Origin of the sequence: Polyangium sp. 6x1 (assembly GCF_029946515.1) — a bacterium.
Taxonomy (GTDB): domain Bacteria; phylum Myxococcota_A; class Polyangia; order Polyangiales; family Polyangiaceae; genus Polyangium.
Map to the genome: position 1 here is coordinate 242,428 of NZ_JARZHH010000005.1, position 18,941 is coordinate 261,368.

Annotated in this window: 17 protein-coding genes; 9 read left to right on the forward strand and 8 right to left on the reverse strand. The window is 69.6% G+C overall.

The annotated features are described in order from the left end of the window. Positions 1-69: 69 nt before the first annotated feature. Positions 70-2,982, forward strand: a complete 2,913-nt coding sequence (locus QHF85_RS08350; RefSeq protein WP_281326549.1) for a hypothetical protein — start codon at positions 70-72, stop codon at positions 2,980-2,982. Positions 2,983-2,985: 3 nt separating this feature from the next. Here the strand turns inward: QHF85_RS08350 and QHF85_RS08355 are convergent, their stop codons facing one another. Next, positions 2,986-3,549 carry a GNAT family N-acetyltransferase gene (locus QHF85_RS08355; RefSeq protein ID WP_281326550.1) on the reverse strand — a complete coding sequence of 188 codons (564 nt, stop codon included), beginning with the start codon at positions 3,547-3,549 and terminating at the stop codon, positions 2,986-2,988. A gap of 324 nt (positions 3,550-3,873) precedes the next feature. On the opposite strand from QHF85_RS08355, the gene QHF85_RS08360 reads away from it, so the two are divergent. Then, complete coding sequence (locus tag QHF85_RS08360) at positions 3,874-4,860, forward strand: DUF4846 domain-containing protein (protein ID WP_281326551.1); 987 nt, start codon at positions 3,874-3,876, stop codon at positions 4,858-4,860. On the opposite strand, the gene QHF85_RS08365 is transcribed toward QHF85_RS08360, so the two are convergent. Together QHF85_RS08365 and QHF85_RS08370 are read right to left on the reverse strand one after the other, a co-directional pair. Then, on the reverse strand, positions 4,802-5,821 hold the full coding sequence (locus tag QHF85_RS08365) for a hypothetical protein (protein WP_281326552.1): 1,020 nt from the start codon (positions 5,819-5,821) through the stop codon (positions 4,802-4,804). The genes QHF85_RS08360 and QHF85_RS08365 overlap by 59 nt on opposite strands. A 49-nt stretch (positions 5,822-5,870) precedes the next feature. Next, positions 5,871-6,266 (reverse strand): c-type cytochrome, encoded by a 396-nt coding sequence (locus QHF85_RS08370; protein ID WP_281326553.1) that lies wholly within the window; start codon positions 6,264-6,266, stop codon positions 5,871-5,873. A gap of 184 nt (positions 6,267-6,450) precedes the next feature. On the opposite strand from QHF85_RS08370, the gene QHF85_RS08375 reads away from it, so the two are divergent. Further along, positions 6,451-7,710: an MFS transporter gene (locus QHF85_RS08375; RefSeq protein WP_281326554.1), complete on the forward strand. Its 1,260-nt coding sequence runs from the start codon at positions 6,451-6,453 to the stop codon at positions 7,708-7,710. A 133-nt stretch (positions 7,711-7,843) separates the two neighbouring features. Here QHF85_RS08375 and QHF85_RS08380 read toward each other — a convergent pair whose 3' ends face one another. After that, entirely contained in the window at positions 7,844-8,230 is a 387-nt protein-coding gene (locus QHF85_RS08380) for a hypothetical protein (protein ID WP_281326555.1), read from the reverse strand. A gap of 444 nt (positions 8,231-8,674) precedes the next feature. On the opposite strand from QHF85_RS08380, the gene QHF85_RS08385 reads away from it, so the two are divergent. Then, the gene (locus QHF85_RS08385) at positions 8,675-10,264 is read left to right on the forward strand and encodes a serine/threonine-protein kinase (RefSeq protein ID WP_281326556.1); all 1,590 of its coding nucleotides are present in this window, start codon (positions 8,675-8,677) and stop codon (positions 10,262-10,264) included. After that, the gene (locus QHF85_RS08390) at positions 10,216-10,557 is read left to right on the forward strand and encodes a DUF3634 family protein (protein WP_281326557.1); all 342 of its coding nucleotides are present in this window, start codon (positions 10,216-10,218) and stop codon (positions 10,555-10,557) included. The genes QHF85_RS08385 and QHF85_RS08390 overlap by 49 nt, the downstream gene beginning before the upstream one ends. A 314-nt stretch (positions 10,558-10,871) precedes the next feature. Here QHF85_RS08390 and QHF85_RS08395 read toward each other — a convergent pair whose 3' ends face one another. Together QHF85_RS08395 and QHF85_RS08400 are read right to left on the reverse strand one after the other, a co-directional pair. Beyond that, complete coding sequence (locus tag QHF85_RS08395; RefSeq protein ID WP_281326558.1) at positions 10,872-11,138, reverse strand: hypothetical protein; 267 nt, start codon at positions 11,136-11,138, stop codon at positions 10,872-10,874. 130 nt (positions 11,139-11,268) lie between these two features. Then, the gene (locus QHF85_RS08400; RefSeq protein WP_281326559.1) at positions 11,269-12,399 is read right to left on the reverse strand and encodes a hypothetical protein; all 1,131 of its coding nucleotides are present in this window, start codon (positions 12,397-12,399) and stop codon (positions 11,269-11,271) included. Between the two features lie 159 nt (positions 12,400-12,558). Between QHF85_RS08400 and adh the strand changes: the two genes are divergently transcribed. Both adh and QHF85_RS08410 read left to right on the forward strand, forming a co-directional pair. Continuing rightward, positions 12,559-14,079 (forward strand): aldehyde dehydrogenase, encoded by a 1,521-nt coding sequence (gene adh / locus QHF85_RS08405; protein ID WP_281326560.1) that lies wholly within the window; start codon positions 12,559-12,561, stop codon positions 14,077-14,079. Next, positions 14,079-14,474 carry a DUF779 domain-containing protein gene (locus QHF85_RS08410; RefSeq protein WP_281326561.1) on the forward strand — a complete coding sequence of 132 codons (396 nt, stop codon included), beginning with the start codon at positions 14,079-14,081 and terminating at the stop codon, positions 14,472-14,474. Before adh ends, QHF85_RS08410 begins: the two co-directional genes overlap by 1 nt. Here QHF85_RS08410 and QHF85_RS08415 read toward each other — a convergent pair. After that, positions 14,452-16,287, reverse strand: a complete 1,836-nt coding sequence (locus tag QHF85_RS08415) for a DNA methyltransferase (RefSeq protein ID WP_281326562.1) — start codon at positions 16,285-16,287, stop codon at positions 14,452-14,454. The two genes, QHF85_RS08410 and QHF85_RS08415, sit on opposite strands and share 23 nt — an antisense overlap. 102 nt (positions 16,288-16,389) lie before the next feature. Here QHF85_RS08415 and QHF85_RS08420 point away from each other — a divergent pair, with 102 nt between their 5' ends. Together QHF85_RS08420 and QHF85_RS08425 are read left to right on the forward strand one after the other, a co-directional pair. Beyond that, entirely contained in the window at positions 16,390-17,385 is a 996-nt protein-coding gene (locus QHF85_RS08420) for a hypothetical protein (protein WP_281326563.1), read from the forward strand. 38 nt (positions 17,386-17,423) lie between these two features. Next, positions 17,424-18,287, forward strand: a complete 864-nt coding sequence (locus QHF85_RS08425; protein ID WP_281326564.1) for a hypothetical protein — start codon at positions 17,424-17,426, stop codon at positions 18,285-18,287. Between the two features lie 3 nt (positions 18,288-18,290). On the opposite strand, the gene QHF85_RS08430 is transcribed toward QHF85_RS08425, so the two are convergent. Further along, positions 18,291-18,734, reverse strand: coding sequence for a hypothetical protein (locus QHF85_RS08430; RefSeq protein ID WP_281326565.1), 444 nt, complete (start codon positions 18,732-18,734; stop codon positions 18,291-18,293). Positions 18,735-18,941 lie beyond the last annotated feature (207 nt).

Genomic DNA, 18,941 nt, shown 5'->3' on the forward strand with positions numbered 1-18,941 from the left:
TTCGCCCGTTTGGCGAGGGTAGCCAGATTGCTGGGCGCTCGCTAGCATCGGCCCGCGCAGAGCAAGTTGATGAAGAAGGAACACGTCACGAAGACCGCGCCCCGGTGGTTCGATCCATCCTCGCCGGTGAGCATCGCCATGCGGGACGCGCGTGTGTCCCGCCGCGACGGGCGTGGGCTCATGTCGCTCAGCGAGGCGCGGCGCCTCGTCGAGCCGGCCGAGGTCTTCCGCAAAGGAGAGGGCCGTTCGGCCGGAGGGACGATGGTGTTCGAGAGCGACCGCGTGTGGGCGGCGCTCTTGTCGCTCGAGGACGCGGCCGAGTTCGTGAAGCACGGGCAGCGCATCCGCTGGGAGTTCCAGGTGCGCGGCCGCGACAACACCGCGCTCCACGATCGTTACGGAGACGGGATCCTGCCCTGGATCGAGAGCCGCATCGAAGGCGACGGCGCGCTCACGAACGTGCCGTGGTGCGTCGTGCCGTGCCTGCTCGCGATCGGGACGCGCGAGGCGCTCGAGGTCGCGCTGCGCGCGCGATCGGTCGTGGAGCTCGCGGGCACGGGCAGCGAGATCGAGGCTGAGGACAGTGATCTCGCGGCCGACGCGTCCGCGCCTTCCGAGGACGACGGCGACGACGACGAGGACGACGACGACGAGGACGACGACGACGACGACGATCCGGGTGCCGACGAGGACGAGGACGAGGAGCGCGCCCACGCCGACGCCGCCACGAAGGACGACGGCCTCGACGTGGCGCGGCGGTGGATGACGCGTCATCCGGACGCCTACGGCGCGCTCGCGACGCTCGCGGACGAGGGGAACACGCGCGCGGCGGAGCTCTTGCGGGATCGCGCCGCGGCGCTCGGCGGCGTGGTGCGCGAGGCGATCGAGGCCGCGCTCGGCGAGGAGGCCGCGAAGCGGATCGCCGAGCAGTTCAACCTGCCGCGGACGCGTTTGCCCGAGGAGGTGGAGCGGCTGCTCGCCGAGTCCGAGGCGATCGACGAGCCGCGTGGTCCGCTCTGGAGCATCGCGGAGCTCGACGAGGCCGCGCGCCGGTTCGATCTGCCGATCTGGGACAACGCGAACTACACGACCGCGGCGATGCGGATCACGGGGTACGCGTCGCAGAAGGGCGACGCGCTCGTCGTCGAGCAGATCCTCCACCACCCGGGATCCGGCGTGCTCGCGTGCTGGGAGCTCTCGGCGTACGGGCCCGGCGCGGGCAAACGTTCGGGCCGCGACGACGAGCTCATCGACGCGGCGCGCGACGAGCTGCAGAGCGTGGAGATCGACGCGGACGACTACGTCGACGGCATCACGAACCAGATCGTCCTGCTCGGCGAGCGCGACGAGAAGGGTCGGCCCACCGCGGGATCCGACGGTCCGCGCATCGTGCCGCTGCCGCTGCCGTCGGACGACATGAGCGTGCACGTCAAGCGCGCCGCGGTGCGGCAGAAGGGCGATCCGCTGCGCGCGAGTTACCGCCTCCCGCGTGCGTTCGCGGCGCTGCCGGAGGCCTCGCGCGAGCCGCTCCGGCTCGTGACGCCTGCCGAGGCGCTCGTCGTGGATCTGTGCCGCCGGCATCGCGACGCGATCTTCGCGGCCGATCGTGATCTGCGCGTGGCCGCGGCGATCCCGCAAGGCGCGACGCGGCTCTTCTCGTTCGACGATTTCGAGCACGTCGCCGCGGGCGAGCCGGCGTCGCGCTCGATGGATCTCGTGGCGATGGTCGAGGCGCTGCGCGCGCGGCGCAAGATCACGCGCCTGCCGGGCGTGGCGAACGCGCGGCCCGAGTGCTGGATCCCCGGCGCGGCCGAGCTTCGCAGCTATGCGGGCGGCGACGCGTGGGCCGAGGGCGATGATCCGATCGAGCCGGAGACGCCGGCCGCGGGCGTCGGCGTGACGCCGTACTGGAGCCTCACGATCGCGCGCGGTTTTCCGCATGGCGTGTGGCTCTTGCACGGCGCGGCGCAGAACAAGAAGGGGCAGGCGGAGCAGGCGATCCTGCACCTCACGAACGCGTCGTCGCCCGTCGTGCGCCTGTTCTGGCCGCGCCGGACGGCGTGCATGTGGGCGCGTGTCTGCGGCCTCGCCGAGCGCAAGTGGGTGACGGGGGATCGCGGCGTGCTCACGGCCTCGAAGAACGATCGCATGCTCTACGCGGCCGAGGCGCGCAAGCTCGTGGAGAACTTCGTCCTGCGGCCGTGGAGCGTGCCCGCGCACGTGGGCACGGAGTTCGTGCTCTTGCTGGAGGCGCTCGTCGGCGGGCGCGAGACGGTCGAGGCGTTCGTCGCGGCCCTCGGAAAGCTCTCGCCGGAGGCGTGGGCGTCCGACAGGGCGGCGCTCGCGAGCGCGATCTTCGAGCTCGGCTTCGTCTTGCGTCGCGTGGAGGGGCCGCGCGGCCCGCTGCGCGAACGGCTCGCGCCTGTGTGGCGGTCGGGACAAACGGGCGAGGCGCCGCGCATGCTCGACCTCGTGCTCCACGGCCGCGCAGGGGCCGAGCGCAGCGCGCGGTGCGAGCTCGATCTCGCGCACGTCGCGAATGATCCGACGTGGGTCCGCGACAAACTCGTCGATCGCAAGACGGCGGCGTCGGCGCCCGACGTGTTCCTGGTGTCGCTCGCGGGCGAGGAGATGCTCGGCAAGTACGAGGCGCGCATCCCCAAGGTGACGGACGCGGCGTGGGTGGGCAGTCAGCTCGCGCGGCTCGCGTCGGCGCGGGTGGTCGGGATGGCGCTCGCGCTCTACGCCGATCGGCCCGAGGCGCGCGCGGCGATCTCGCAGGCCCTCTTCGAGCGACCGGAGATCCGCGCCGAGATCGAGGCGAACCAGCGGGGCCCGCAAGCCAAGATCGCGAAGGCGCTGCTCACCGCGCTCGACGAGCGGGACGAGCGCGCCTACGCGCGGCGGCAGGGCGCGCCGGACGACGAGGAGGACGACGACGAGGAGGACGACGAGGACGAGGGCGACGACGACGAGGCGTAGCCGTCAGGGCGCTCCGCTCAAAAACTCCTGCTCCAGCAAGCCGTAGATGGCCGAGTCCGTGAACTTGCCGTCGTGGAACCAGTTCTCGCGCATGAGGGCGTCGCGCTTGAAGCCGAGCTTCTCGAGGACGCGTCGCGAGGCCTGGTTCTCCGGGTCGATGGTCGCTTCGACCCGGTGCAGCTCCATCTCCGTGAAGCCGTAGCGAAGGATGGGCCGGAGCGCCTCGACCATGAGGCCGCGGCCCCAGTACTCGGGCGCGAGCTCGTAGCCGATCTCCGAGCAGCGGTGCGGCTTGTTCCAGCGCCAGAAGCCGCACGTCCCTGCCAGCTCGCCGGTGTCCTTCAGCGAGAGGACCCACCGGATGGCCGTGACGTCGCGTTGCGCGTCGAACACGGTGCCGAGGAGTTTCTCGGTCTCGGCGAGGGTCGCGTGCGCGGCACGGCCGAAATACCGGACCACCTCCGGGTTCGACTGGATGCGGAAGATCGCCTCCGCGTCAGCCGGGACGAGCTCACGCAGGACGAGGCGGGGTGTTTCGAGGGTCGGAAACGGCGTGAAGGAGACCATGGGGGGCGAGGAGGCTCCCACCTTTCCGTGACCCCAGCAACGGCGCCGCGTCGGCGTTGCACGATCGCGACGCGTGCTGTTGCACGATTGAAAGTCTGCCCGGAAGAACCTGTCTTCAAATGCCCGGATCGACGCTGGAAAGGTGTTGGCCCAGCGCGTGCAATGTCCATGGGCAGAGCGCCTGCTCCGGCCGCCCCCCCCCGCCGTAGAGTAGGCGCTCTGCTTTTTGTCTCCTCGACAGCACGCGCGAGCGCGGGCGGGGCGAGAGCAGGTCACACTTCCGAGCGCCCGTTCGACACGGCGAGGATGCGGAAGGAGATGACCATGCGGTGGACCCTCGCGCTTCTCGGTTCGCTCTCGGCATGCACGGCGCTCGGACCGACGGGCGCGGAGCCTCGGCGGGACGCGGAAGACACCAGCGCGCACCCCGATCCTGCCCGCCCGCTTCCCGTGGCGAGCGCAGAGGCCCGCGGGCCGGCGAGCCCGGCACCCGCGGGCGCGGCTCTGGCGGACATCTTCGGAAAGTACCCGTGGCTCGAGGGCGGAGCCGCGGGCATGCCGGCACCGGTCGACACGCTCGAAAAACGTTTCGCGCCCCCGCCCGGCTTCACCCGCGTCTCCCTCGCCCCGGACGGCTTCGGCGCGTTTCTGCGCACCTTGCCGCTCGCCGCAAAGGGCACGCCGGTCAAGTCCTACCGCGGCGACGAGATTCGCGCGGACGGGCACCCGAACGTCGCCGCCGTCGTGGCCATCGACGTCGGCAAGGCGGACCTCCAGCAATGCGCCGACGCAATCGTCCGGCTGCACGCGGAGTGGCGCTGGTCGCGCGGGCACCGCGACCATGCGTACCGCACGGCGAGCGGCACGAAGCTCGAATTTCAGCGCTACGCCTCGGGCCAACGGATCCGCGCCTCTGGCAATCGGATCGAGCTCGTCCCGTCGGCGAAGCGCGCCGCTCCGACGCACGCGCTCTTCCGGACCTGGCTCGACGACGTGTTTGGCTGGACCAACACGGGCGCCCTCGCGCGGGACGGCGAGCGCGTGGCCCTGGGAGAGCTTCGCCCCGGCGACTTTTTCGTGCTGACGGGCGTGCCGTTCGGCCACACGGTCCTCGTCCTCGACATGGCGAAGGACGCGGCCGGGCGCCGCGCGGTCCTGCTCGGCCAGAGCTTCGTGCCTGCGCAGAACGTCCACGTGCTCCGCCCCGAGCCCGCGAGCGTGTGGTTCGTCCTCGACGAGGCAGCGGGCGCGATCACGACCCCGTTCTGGGATCCATTCCCGTTCGATTCGCTCCGCCGTTTGCCCGAGTAGGACGGCGCCGAAGGCGGCCCCAGAGGAGCGCAAGGGCCGACGGAATGGCGATCCATTCGTAGGCCGGGGGGCGTTCGCCCATTCGGCATCCGCAAAGAGCAGCCGGCGGCGGCGTGGTTTGCGGAGGCGTTTGCGGCGGCGGAGGCGTTTGCGGCGTTGTTTGCGGCGTTGTTTGCGGCGTCATTGGCGGCGGATCCGGCGTGACCAACTCGGCCTTGCAGGCCCGCGGCCGCGCGACGAGCCAATCGAGCAGGCTGTCGGCTTTCCCTTTCGCGCCGAGCGCCCGCCACTCGCCGGCGTGATCCTTGCCGGGCAAGAGGTCCCACGTCACGTCACGCGAGCAAGCGGCGACGCGCTCGTGCAGCCCCCGAGCGAGGTGGTGCAGCGGGTTCCGGTCGCCAACCAGAAAATAGGCCGGCGGCGCGCACGTCGGATTCGGCTCCGGCGCGCACGCGCTGTCCCGCGGCGGCATGCCCCCGCCGACGAACACCACCGCCGCATACCGCGCCCCGAGCCGCGCCCAGTTCCACCCGAGGAACGACGCGCCCCCCGACCACCCCGCGATCCACACCCGATCCACGTCGATCCCGTACTCGCGGCCGATCGCGTCGATCTGCGCCTCGATCCACCCGGGCGGGTCCCCCTCGGACCATTGCCAATAGCTCCCGACCCGGCATCCCTCCGCCCTCGGGCACATCGGCGCGAACAGCGCCACGCCGCGCGCGGCGGCGGCCGCGACGAACGGCGATGAATCCCGCTCCACGAGCGGCGTCTTGCCGCCGGGCGCGTCTCCATGCAGCACCACGAGCAGCGGAGACTTCGTCGCTCCCTCGGGCGGTGGATCGAAGAGGCACCCTTTGCAGGGATATCCCACGCGGCGACGCGGGTTTGCCCCGGCCGCACCTCCGGCGAGGACGACGAGCGCGAGCGTGGTGGCGGCGAGGACGCGGGCCTTCCTCATGCAGCCGGCCGAGGATACCTGATCCGCGCGTCCCCCTGGGGCGCCGCGATCACTCGCCGTTCAGCGTGTAGAGGTAGGCCGCGATGTCCTTCGCTTCCTGCTCGCTCACGCCGAGGGTCGGCATCTTCGTGCGTGGATCGAGGTCGGTCGGGCGACGGATCCACTTGATGAGGCTGTCCGGGGTGTTCGGCGCGACGTGCGCGATGTCGCCCCGGTTCGCAAAGCCCCAGAGCGGGTGCGACTCCTTGCCGATCGCCCCCTCGACGCCCGGGATGAGGTGGCAGGCGCCGCACGCGTACTTCTTGATCGCCGCGCGACCTCGCTCGGCGTCCCCGCCGGCCACCTCGCGCGGCGGCGCCGGCTTCGACTTGCACGCGACGAGCGCCCCGGGCGCGGCGAGCGCGAGGAGGAGCAGGAAAGACCGATACCGTCGTGACAAAACCACCAGATCTCCCGTGCCGCCTCGGTCATCTGCGACGAGGCGCGCCTTCGATAGGGGCCCCGAGGACGGCCGGCAAGCTAGCACGAAGAGGTGGGGACGGAAGGCAGGCCGTGCCGGTCGATTGAGCACCTTCCAATCCGCTGGCTCGTTCGCGCGCGGATGCGGAGAAAGCTGCCATGCTTGCCGCATGCTCGACCTCCTCCGCCGTCGCCCTGCGTTCCGGCGCCTCTGGGCGGCTGGTACCATCTCGCTCGTCGGCGACTGGCTCGCGTTCGTCGCCGTGAGCCGGCTGGCGCTGGACCACGGCGGAGGCGAGATCGCGCTCGTGGGCGTCTTCGCGGCCCACTCGCTCCCGCACGCGTGCCTGTCGCCCATCGCGGGGTTCGTCGCCGACCGGTTCGACCGGCGCCGCTTGCTCGTCGGCATTCCTCTGGTCCAGGCCGCCTTCACGCTCGCCATGGTGCTCGCGGCGGCGCGGGGCGAGCTCGTGGCGCTCCAGGCCCTCGTGCTCGTGCGCTCGGCGTTCACGGCCTTCATGGTCCCGGCCGAGACGGCGGCGCTGCGCCACACGGTCGAGCCGCCGGAGCTCCTCCGGGCGAACGCCATCGTCTCGGGGACGTGGAGCGTCACGTTCGTCGCGGGCATGGCACTCGGCGGCGTGCTCGCCGCGCTCGGGCCCGTGCCCGCGATCCTCGCGGACACGTTCTCCTTCCTCCTCGCCGCGTCGATCGCCGCGGGGCTTCCTCCCATGCAGCCCGAGGGGGCCGGGGCGCCGCCGGCCGCCGGCGTCTGGGGGCTCGTACGGGCCGTACCGCGGGATCTCTGGGATGCGCTCGGGCATGCCCGCGCGCGACCGGCGCTCTTCCGGGCCGTCTTCTCGAAGGTGCCCGCGGCGCTCGCGGGCGGCATGGGCTGGGTCACGCTGAACCTCGTCGCGGATCGGGCGGCGCCGTTTGGCGAGGCCGCCCTTTCTCTCGGGATCTTGCAATCGGTGCGAGGGGCGGGGACGGGCCTCGGCCCGCTCGGCATCTCGCTCTTCACGCGGGGGAACGAACCCGGGCGGGGGCTCGAGCACGCGGCGGCGCTGACCACATTCGCGGGCATCGTGGCCTTTTCGCTGGTGCAGCCCTGGCCCGCGCTTCTGCTCGTCGCCGTGCTCGTCTGGGGGATGGGCGGCGGGAGCAACTGGGTGCTCACGAGCGCGTCCCTCCAGCGCCTCGCGCCGGACGCGATGATCGGTCGTCTGTCGAGCATCGACGATCTCGCGACCACCACGACGATGGTGGTGGGCGCCCTGATCGCGGCCTTCCTGTGCCAGGCCTCCTTCTCCCTCCAGGCGATCGGTGCGATGGCGGCGGGGGCGGGCCTCGTCGCCTGGATCGCGCTGTCGCTCCGGAGGGCGGAGGCCCCGCTCGCCATCGACAAACCCGCCCTCGAACGCGGATAGGCTTCGCCCCTAGCAGGCTGTTGATAAGCTTGCTGCGCACCCTGGATCGTCGGTCGTCGTCCTCGGAATACTCTCGTATTCCTGCGTCCTCCTCCCTAGCTCCAGGGCGCTCGCTACGCTTCTCAACAGCCTGCTAGTTCAGCGGCCTCGCGGGCCGCTCCGTGGCGAGGAACCTGAAGCGACCATAAAGCGTCGGGCCTTGCAGGTCCGCCTGGCTCATGGCGAGCACGCCCATGCCGATGTCCTCGAAAAGCAGGACGACGCCGAGCCAGCCCGCGAAATAGAGCATTCCGTGCGAGAGGCGGTGCTCGCGCAGCCGGTAGAGCTTCATCTCCTTGACGTGGAGCGGCCGGGCCGCCATCTGCTCCGCCATGGGCACGAGCGCGCCGAGGAGGGGCTGTTCGTCGATGCGGACGCCCTTCGTCAGGATGTGGAGATCCGTGCCGAGCTGCTCGAAGAACGCGTCCATCACCTGGCCGAAATCGTCCGCCTGGACGAGTTTGTCCTTCACGTTCGACACGAGGGCGCGGAGCTCGTCGGCTTCGGGCCCGTCGAGGGGAGTGGAGCGTCCGGACGAACCCCGGGGGGAGGGGGTCACAGACGGGGGACGACGGGGGGGACGGGGAGGTTTCATGGTGCTCGCCTACCGGGATCGGGTTTTTCTGGAACGGACCTCGTCACGCGCCGCGCGGCGCGATCGAGGCTCGCGCCCGTCCATCGACCGGAGCTTTACCCCAGTTGCGTCCTTTCGTGATTCTTTTTCGAACGGCCTCGAACGATTTCACAGTTCCGCGGAAAAACCAGGCGCGCGCCCCATGTTTGGCACGAAGAACCGAGCGGCCGGGGAGGGGGACGCGCCGGGGGTTGGGCCGGGGCGCGCCTCGCGCCGCGGGCCGGGAGCAGGGCTCATCGTGCGCAGCTCGTTCCCCCCTTCTGCGGGACTTCTGGTAACCTTCGCGCCCACATGGACAGCGCCCCCCCGAGCCTCGCGACCCAGATCGCGCGACAGCGCGTGGGGCGCGTGCTCCGCGACAAGTGGCGCCTCGAGAGCGTGCTCGGGACGGGCGGGTTCGGCGCGGTCTACGCCGCGACCCACCGCACGGGCAAGCGCGTCGCCATCAAGATCATCCACCCCGAGCTCAACGCGATCGCCGACGCCCGCAGCCGCTTCCTGCGCGAAGCCTACGCCGTCAACGCCGTGAGCCACCCGGGCATGGTCTCGATCCTCGACGACGACGTCGACGAGGACGGCTGCGTCTTCCTCGTGATGGAGCTGCTCGACGGCGAGACGCTCGAAGCGCGCCGCCTCCGCAGCGGCGGCAGCCTCGACTTCGAGGACGTCCTCTCCATGGCCGATCCGATCCTCGACGTGCTCGCCGCAGCCCACGAGAAGGGCGTCGTGCATCGCGACCTCAAGCCCGAGAACGTCTTCCTCCTCCGCACCGGCCAGATCAAGCTGCTCGATTTCGGCGTCGCCAAGCTCCGCGAGGCGCCGCGCGGCAAGGCGCTCACCGTGAACGGCATCGTCATCGGCACGCCCGCCTTCATGCCGCCCGAGCAGGCCCGCGGGCAGTGGGAGCTCGTCGACGAGCGCTCCGATCTCTACTCGGTCGGCGCCACCCTGTTCACCCTGCTCACCGGGCAGCTCGTCCACGGCAACCTCACGCCCCAGGAGTCGCTCGTCGCCGCCGTGACGCAGCAAGCGCCCTCGCTCGAGACCGTCTCGCCCGGCGCCCCCCGCGCCCTCGTCGCGCTCATCTCCCGCGCGCTCGCCTTCGACCGGAAGGACCGCTTCCAGACCGCCCGCGAAATGCAAGCCGCGGTGCGCGAGGTCTACCACGAGCTCACCGGCGGCCTCGGCTTCACGGCGCCCCACGAGGCCCGGAGCGTGCCCTCCACCGACGAAGACGAGACGACGCAGACCGGCGGCGACGACGAGCCGACGGCGGTCCTCTCGCGAATGCCCCAGCTCGCGCTCGGGCGACGTCTCCCCTCGACGACCGCGCGGAGCCCGAGGCTCGTATCGCCGGACAGCGAGCCGACGATCGTCGGCGCGCCGCCCTCGATGACGCTGAAGCGCAGCGTGAACGGGCTTCTCGGGCCCGATTCGCGGGGGCAGCGGCTGGCATCGATCTTCGACTCGGCCGATTTCGGGGATCAATCGCAGCTCTCGGAGGAGATCGCGAAGGCGACAGCCGAGCTCAATGCCTCGGCGGCGGCCGCAGCAGAAAAGAAGAAGGCGCCGGCGGCGGCCGCGGGCCCGGAGCCCGAGGAGGCCACGATCCCCAACGTGAAGGAAGAGCCGGCAAAATCGGCCGATCCGAAGAGCGCCCAAGGCGCGCCCCGGGCCACGAATCCTCCCCGGACGTGGATCTACGTGCTCCTCGTGCTCGCCCTCATGGGCGCCGCCCTTGGGTGGGCCCTGCTCCGTGCGAAGCAGCGTCGAGCCGCGGCGGCTTTCGGGCTCGGGGCGGCGACGCGCGTCGAAGCTTGCTATGCTGGGTCGTGGCCTGGCTCGTCGCCCTGGGACTCGTCGCGTTTGTCGTGGTCGTGATCGTCTCGGTAGAGCGCACGCGCCGGCTGCTCGTCGTCGAGGCGGAAGGCGGGAAGGTCGCGCGGCTCTCCGGCCGGGCACCAGCGGATCTCGCCGCCGACATCGAGGACATCCTCGCTCGATCCCGCGCGACGGGGACGATCGTGCTCAGGCTCGAGGGCGGACGCGTGGTGGTTCGGGCCGAAAAAGGAATCGACGAGACCACGGCGCAGCGGCTGCGCAACGTGGTCGGGCGGTTCCCCGTGGCCCGGCTGCGCACGGCGCGGCGTGTGGAGCGCAGCGGGGCTCGTTAGCAGGCTGTTGAGAAACGCCGCGAGCGCCCTGGAGCTAGGGAGGAGGACGCTGGAATCCAGGCGTATTCCGAGGACGACGACCGACGATCCAGGGCGCGCAGCAAGTTTATCAACAGCCTGTTAGGGGATGCGCGGGGCTTTGCCCCGCACCCCAGAAGGGGGCTGTCCGCCCCCTTCACCCCGGACCAAGCGCGGCCTGGACCGAAAACGGAAAAACCGCGCAGCGCGCGGTTTCTCCGATGGGCCCGTGGGAAGACCACACCCGCCTCGCCAGGGGACAGGGTCGCCCCGGCGATGCGATATCGAATGCCTTTTCAGGCCTTCTCGAGGAATTTCCGGACCTGCGACTCGATCGCGCTGCCAGGCACCACGAAGGGCTTGTCCGTGATGTCCACGGCGAACGCCTGGCCCGTGATCGTGTAGATGCCCTTCACCGTGCCGGCCGGCGTCGGCACCGAGAAGTCACCCTTCTTCTCGTCACCGCCGAACTTGCCGCCCGCCTTCTCGATCGCGCCCTTCGCCTTCGCGATGATCTCGACTGCGGCGCCGGGGAAATTGACCGAGAAACTGTGCTTTGCCATGTCGTATACCCCTCTGGTTGTGCGCCGCAGGGAGCGTTCTCCCCCTCACGGCAGTGGCGACCCTAATCCGTTCCCGTGACGAAATCCAGACCGAACTCCTGCTCTTATCGAAGTGCTTCGATAAGAAGCACTAGGCCTGCGGTCGCGGCTTGCTCCGCTTCTTCTCGGCCTCGAGCGTCTCTTCGAGCTTCCCGCTGCCCGTATCCACGACCTCGCGCTCGTACCAGGGCCGCGTCGCGTTCTCCCGGAGACGGTAGGTGAGCCACACGCCGAACAGCAGCGGCACCACGCTCCAGGCGAGGTGGTGGACCGTCAGGTGACCCCCGATCGTCGTGTTCGAAGCGAGCGCCCCCTCGACGAGCCGCACCGGCAAGATCTGGCCCTCGTGCATCCACGCGAAGTCTTCCTGCTCCACCTCGTCGTCGACCGAAACTCCCTCCCGCGGCGAAAGCCATACCCGATAATGGTGCGTGATGGTGTCGTCGCTCTCCGTGACGTAATGGTCGAGCTTCTGAATGGTGGCCGTCGTGTCCCTGCCGGCCCAGCGCCGTATGTGATAGCCGAGGAACATGATGTGAAACGCGAGCGCGCTGAGCACGATCCACATCGCCCAGCGCCCGTGGAAGCGGGCGCGCTCGTGGAAACGCTCCCCGAGCGGCTGCGACGAGAGCAGCATGCGTCCACTGCGCGGCGGCCGGAGCACGAACCCCTCGCGCCCCGATCGGTAGGCCGCCCCCGGCTGCGCCTCCGGATCCAGGGCGCGCGAGAGTACGCCCGAGGCATACACGCCTTCGCCGGGGGTGAGCTCGGCGTAACGCGTGCGGGACTTCAGGTCGACGCGGACGAGCCCGTCCATCTCGTCCACGAGGAAGACGTCGTCCCGCGGCTCGATCCGCACCCGATCGCCGGACGCGAGGCGCAGATAAAATGGCGCGACGAGGACCCGCCGATTCTTTTCGGTCCACTTGTGCGACCACACGCCGGAGCTCTCGGACTCCTCGCCCTCCTGATCCACCTCGACGCGGACCGTGGTCTCCGACCCCTCGGCCCGCTCGACCTTGCCGAAGAGCATCGCCTCGCCGGGGACGAGCGACCGTTCGCCGTCGAACGAGGCCTCGGCGGCCCGCGCCTCCGCGCGCTTGCGGGTCCGCGCGAGGAGCGCGGCCGCGAAGAGCGCGAGGAAACCCAGCGTACCCACGCCGTCCACGAGCAACGACGAGAACAAGGGGCCGAGGTGGTTCTCCGACATGAGATCGGACATGGCGGCGACTCTACCACACACGCGAGCCGAGCCGCGGCCTTGCTGCGCCCGGAAACCCCCTTGACACCGGCCACCTCGGGGAGTTTGCTCCTCCCTCGCCTCCGAGGCGGCCCGCGGGGGGCACGTCGGGGGGCGAGACACGCTGCGGAGGAAATCGCAATGGTGTACGTGCCGCCCAACCAAGAAGGCTCCAAGGTCTCGTTCAAGTCCCGCTATGGGAACTACATCGGCGGCGAGTGGGTCGCCCCGGTGAAGGGGGAGCATTTCGAGGACATCTCCCCCGTGACCGGCCGGCCCTTCTGCGAGATCCCGCGCTCCTCCGCCGAGGACATCGACAAGGCGCTCGACGCCGCGCACGCCGCGCGCGCCGCCTGGGGTCGCACCTCGCCGACGGATCGCGCGAACATCCTCAACAAGATCGCCGACCGCATGGAGCAGAACCTGGAGAAGCTCGCGGTCGCCGAGACATGGGACAATGGAAAGCCCGTGCGCGAGACGCTCGCGGCCGACCTGCCGCTCGCCATCGACCATTTTCGGTATTTCGCGGGCTGTATTCGTGGCTCGGAGGGAACGATCGGCCAGATCGACGACACCACCGTCGCCTACCATTTCCCCGAGCCGCTCGGCGTCATCGGCCAGATCATCCCCTGGAACTTCCCGCTGCTCATGGCCGCGTGGAAGCTCGCGCCCGCGCTCGCTGCTGGAAACTGCGTCGTCCTGAAGCCCGCCGAGCAGACGCCGGCCTCGATTCTGCTCTGGGCCGAGATCGTCGGCGACCTCCTCCCGCCGGGCGTCGTGAACATCGTCAATGGATTCGGCTTCGAGGCCGGAAAGCCGCTCGCGTCGAGCCCGCGCATCGCGAAGATCGCGTTCACCGGCGAGACCACGACGGGGCGGCTCATCATGCAATATGCCTCGGAGAACCTGATCCCCGTCACCCTGGAGCTCGGCGGCAAGTCGCCGAACGTGTTCTTCGAGGACGTCTTCGCGCACAACGACGATTTCGCGGACAAGGCGATGGAAGGGTTTGCCATGTTCGCCCTGAACCAGGGCGAGGTCTGCACCTGCCCGTCGCGCGCGCTCGTAAGCGAGAAGATTTATGGCCAGTTCCTCGAGCGCGCCGTCGAGCGGACGAAGAGGATCAAGCAGGGCAACCCCCTCGATCCGACGACGATGATCGGCGCGCAGGCGTCGAGTGATCAGCTCGAAAAGATCCTCTCCTACATCGACATCGGCAAGAAGGAGGGCGCGAAGCTCCTGACCGGCGGCGATCGCGTGCGGCTCGGCGGCGATCTCGACAATGGGTATTACGTCGCGCCGACGATCTTCGAGGGCACGAACCGGATGCGCGTCTTCCAGGAGGAGATCTTCGGGCCGGTCGTGAGCGTGACGTCGTTCAAGGACGAGGCCGAGGCGCTCGCGGTCGCGAACGACACGCTCTACGGCCTCGGCGCCGGCGTGTGGACGCGCGACATCAACACGGCGTATCGCATGGGCCGCGCGATCCAGGCGGGCCGCGTGTGGACGAACTGCTATCACCTCTATCCGGCGCACGCGGCGTTCGGCGGGTACAAGCAGTCGGGCATCGGGCGCGAGACGCACAAGATGATGCTCTCGCATTACCAGCAGACGAAGAACCTGCTCGTCAGCTACAGCCCGAAGGCGCTGGGGTTCTTCTGATGGAACCGACGGTCCCGCCGCGCGTCATGGCCACGGAGGCGGCCATTGGCCTCATCCGGCGGCTCATGGCGCGCCACGGCCCGCTCATGTTCCACCAATCGGGGGGCTGCTGCGACGGCAGCGCCCCGATGTGCTACCCGCGCGGTGAGTTCAAGGTGGGCGAGCGGGACGTGCTGCTCGGCGAGATCGAGGGCTGCCCCGTGTACATCGGCGGCGCGCAGTTCGAGCTGTGGAAACACACGCAGCTCGTGATTGACGCCGTCCCGGGTCGCGGGGCCGGCTTCTCGATCGAGTCCCCCGAGGGCATGCGATTCCTCACGCGGTCGAATGTCTTCGGCGGGGACGAGCTCTGCGCGCTCGACGCCGCCGGCGTCAAGCGCGGGCCGCAAGGCTGAGCACGGCATACCGCTCGAAGAGCGCCCGCAGCCGGTCCGCCTCCGTGCGGAACGGTTTCCCCCCCTCGAAAAGCCCCTCCACGGCCCTGTCGAGCGCATCGTGGGCCTGCGCCAAACCTGCTGGCATCCCCCGCAGATCGTAAAGCTCGCCGAGGCTCTTCCCGCCGAACGTGTTTCGCGCGTCGAGCACCCCGCGCGCCGCCTCCTCCACGCGGCGGCGCCCCTCGGCGTCGGCCTCGGGGAACGGGAACGTGCAATACGTCAGGTGCGGCGCGATGCTGATGTCGCTCTTCATGCGCCCGCCGACGGCGCGCACCCAGGCCATGAACATGCTCGATTGCAGCATGCCGAAGAGCCAATCGTCCGCGCCGGGGAACGTGATCAGCTTGTTGCCGGCGATCACGTCGGGACCGAGGAACGCCGCGGGGATCACGCGGCGGTTTTCGGACGACACCTCCGGGAGCGCGAGGTAACGAACCGCCGGCTGCCGGATCTGCGTGAAGAGCCACGGTTTGTCCGCGAGATCCCGCACCGATGGCGTGCGCGACGCGAGGCGCACGCGACGCACGGCCTCGATGCGCTCGCGCAGGAGCGGGGACGCCGCGCGCTCCTCGGGGCTCACGCCTTCGAGCCAGAGGCAATGGCGCGGCTCGTCCCAGAGAAACTCCGACGCCTGCAGATACCGGCGCACGTAGCGCCGAGCCACGGGATCGGCCATCACGGCGGCGTGATCCGCGGGCTCGACGACGAGGTGGCCGCCGTCGGTCGGCTGGCTGCCCTTCGTGCCCGCGGGATAACCGGCTCGGAGCGGGGTTTTTCGTTTCCGCAGCACGACGTCCGGCCCGTCGGCGAGATACACGTTGATGTTCGACGCGCTCCTTTCGACGGGTTCGCCCCGCGGATCGGGGTACTCGAAGAGCCGCCGCGCGCCCGTTTTTCCGCGGGAAAAACCGAGCACCACCACGTGGACGTTCGCCTTGCCTTTCGCGTCGCTCGCCCAGGGAAAGGTCCGGTGCGCGAAGTCGATGCGATACCCGTACCGGCGGAGCAGGGGGCCGAGGCACCGCGCCTGCTCGCCCTGCGTCAGCGAGTTCGTGGTGACGAACGCGAATCGGACCGGGTGGCTCGCGCCGTACGCGATCGCGCGGGCGAGGAAGGCCGCGGCATAATCGAGCCTGCCGGCGTCGAGCCCGCGCGTGTCGAGTTGTTCGAACGCGAGGCGGCGATCCTCCTGCTGCGCGGGGCTCATCCAGGCCATGCCCACGAACGGCGGGTTTCCGAGGACGAACGACGCGCGCTCGGCGGGCAAGACCCGGTTCCAATCGAGCCGCAGCGCATTGCCGACCTCGACGCGCGGCTCGTCGCGCGGCCCCACGAATTCGAGCCCGCCGTGCTCGGCGGACGCGGCCTCCTGCTGAAGCACGCGTTGTGCGGCATTCGCGGCGCGCTCGTCGATCTCGATGCCGTGAAACTGATCGAGCCTCACCCGGCGCGGCAGGACCGTGCCCCGGGCGCGGAGGCGCGCGAGGGCTTCGATTTCGAGCCTGCGTATTTCTCGGTAGGCGACCACGAGAAAATTTCCCGCGCCGCACGAGGGATCGAGGAAGCAGAGGCCGAGGAGCCGCTCGACGAAGGCGCGGAGCGCCGCTGTCGTGCGCGCCGCGGCGAGCGACGCTTCGAGCGCGTCGAGGAAAAGCGGCCGGATCGTGCGGAGGATGAACGCCTCGTTCGTGTAATGGACGCCGAGCCGCCGGCGCTCCGCGGCGCTGATCGTCTCCTCCACGCGCTCGGGCGCTCGGTTCACGGGCGACATGATGTTCGTCCGTCCTGCCGTGCGTCAAGGCGCAGCGCGGGGAGGGCAGCGGAAGAAATCGCTGGCGCACGGGAGGCGAATGGAAGGATGCTGCGCGCGCTCATGCAACGCGCGCGACTCTCCCTGCTGCTCCTTCTGTTCACCGCTGCCTGCGGGGCCTCGTCCGAGGCCACGAAAGAGCCGACCACGCCCGCCTCCGTTTCGTCTTCGGCGAGCACCGACGCGGCCGCGGAACCTTCGGCGACAAACGGAGGTGTCCTCTCGTTCGGGTGGAAAGTGCCCTGCCGCGTGCCCGTCGAGCGCGTCTCCGAGAAGAAGGGCAAGGGCGCGAAGATGCGCTTCTTCGTCGCGGCGCGCCCCACGAAGGACGGCGAGATCGAGGTCCGCGTGGAGGACCCCGAGTTCCTCGTGATCGACGGCGAGGACGCCACCACGCCCGAGGCGCAGGAGAGGCTCGCCCCGATGATCCCGCTCCTCAGCATGCCCGTGCCGATGATCATTTCCGCCGAAGGCGCGTACGTGGAGGCCCGCGGGCTCGATCAGGTCATCGAGCGGATGCTGGCCACGCCGGCGATCGCCAAAAGCCCGAAGCTCGTCGCGTTCATGGAGCAGGCGCTCCGCTCGCCGCAGATGCAGGCGCAGCTCTCCTCGTCCGCGGGCGATCCCTGGAATGCGTGGGTCGGCACGTGGATCGCGCTGCCGAATTCGGCGGGCGAGGTCGTCGAGGCGGACGACGAGGTCCCGGCCGGCGGCGACAAGATCCCCGTGCGCCTGCGCTTCGAGCACCACGGCAAAGCCAAGGGCGACGACGCGCTCGTCCGCGTATCGATCACCCAGACCCTCGCGGGCGAAAAAGCCGCGCAAGGGCTCGCGAACATCATTCGCGCGATCGCCGGGCCTCATTTCCCGAATGACATGCCCATTGAAAATATCCACCGCATCACCCGCATCGAAGCGGAGACCGATCCGCGGACGCTCCAACCCCGCCACGTCCGGTTCGAGCAGACCGTCGACGTGACCATGGGAGGAAAACCGCACAAGACCCGTGAGTTCAAGGACGACACGTTCGACTGGTCCCGCGCCGAGGGGTGTCGCTGACCCCTGCCGTCCCACCGGCCGCCATGATAAAAAGCGGCATGCGAAACGACGGGAGACTCTCCGCAATCCTCCTCACGGCCGCCTTGGGCGCCGTCGGGTGCACGGCCGAGGAACGACAGTTCGCGAACGTCTGCGACACAGCGCTCCTTTGCGATGATTTCGAATCGTTCGCCGTGGGTGACAAACCCGGAGGCAAGTGGCGCACGGTCGAGGTGCAGGGTTCCGTCGTCGTCTCCTCGGAGAACGCCCGGAGCGGCTCGCGCGCGGTGAAGGTCACGGCGAACGCGACCAGCATGGGCGCCGATTTCCGCACCGTGATGCTCGCGCTCGACGACACCTCGGTGCTCCCCCCGGAGGGCAACGTGCTGTATGGCCGGGCGATGCTGTTCGTCGAATCCGTACCCATGCAACCGGGGGGCATCGGGCTCGTGACGGGGCAGGGGCGTGTACCCGGACAGACCTACAAGGCCTATTACCGTTATGGTATCAACGATCCGGTCCTCGACGAGAAGACGGGCGCGTTCCTCGGCAGCGAGCTCCAGGCGTTCTACGACACGCCCGAATATTACGACGATCCGATGAGCGCGCCGCACACCGCGTGCTGGGCCCATTCGAACGACAACACGGTCATGCCCGTCGGGCGCTGGACGTGCTTCGAATGGAAGTTCGACGGGAAGGAGAACGCGATGCAGCTCTCCCTCGATGGATACGGCGTGCCCGGCCTCGCGGTGAAGGAGACCGGGGACGGCTGCACGAACCCGGATACTCCCGCGGCTCCCTGGCTCGCGCCGCTCTTCTCCGAGCTCTACCTGGGGTGGGAGTCCTATCTGGCCGACGAGGCGCGCACGATCTGGATCGACGACGTCGTCCTCGCCACGCAGCCGATCGGTTGTCCCGAATGAACGTTACTTCTTGCCCTTGAACGTCCAGTCGTAGGAGATGACCGTCGCCTCGTTCTTCGTGGTGCCCGTGACCTCCATCGAGAGGGCGCCCGTGTCGTCGAAGTTCAGCGTCGCCGAGAGCGGGAGCTTGCCTTCCCAGTTCGCCACTTTGACGTCACACGTGTTTTTCACGACGATGAGCTTCGGCGTGGACGCCTCGCCCTTCATCTCGCAGGACGCGAATTTCACGACGTAGTTGCTGCCCTCCTTCGCGACCGTCACGGTCGCGTCGGGCACCTTGCGCGGCGGCGACTCGTTCTTGGCCACGTCCGCCGTCTGCGGCACGGCGATCTTCACCGTGCCCGACTCCGTGGCCTCGCCTTTGTACGTGCCCGAATAATCCGTGCCACAACCGGCCGCGCCGAGGGCCCCCACCACCAGAAGTCCGAAGAGAAATTCGTGTTTCATCGTGCCTCGCTCGATCGACGGAAGGCCCAAGCACTTTGCGTGCCGGGCTCGCTCGTCGCCCTACATACACCAAACGGCCCGGGCTTTCATCCGTTTGTGAGGGACGCGGCCCAGCGCGGCGCGCAAGGCGCGCGCGTCGGCGCAACGGATGCGCGTCGGGGGTGCCTTCGTCGTTGAGTCGAGCGCGCGCGATCTGGTAGGTAAACG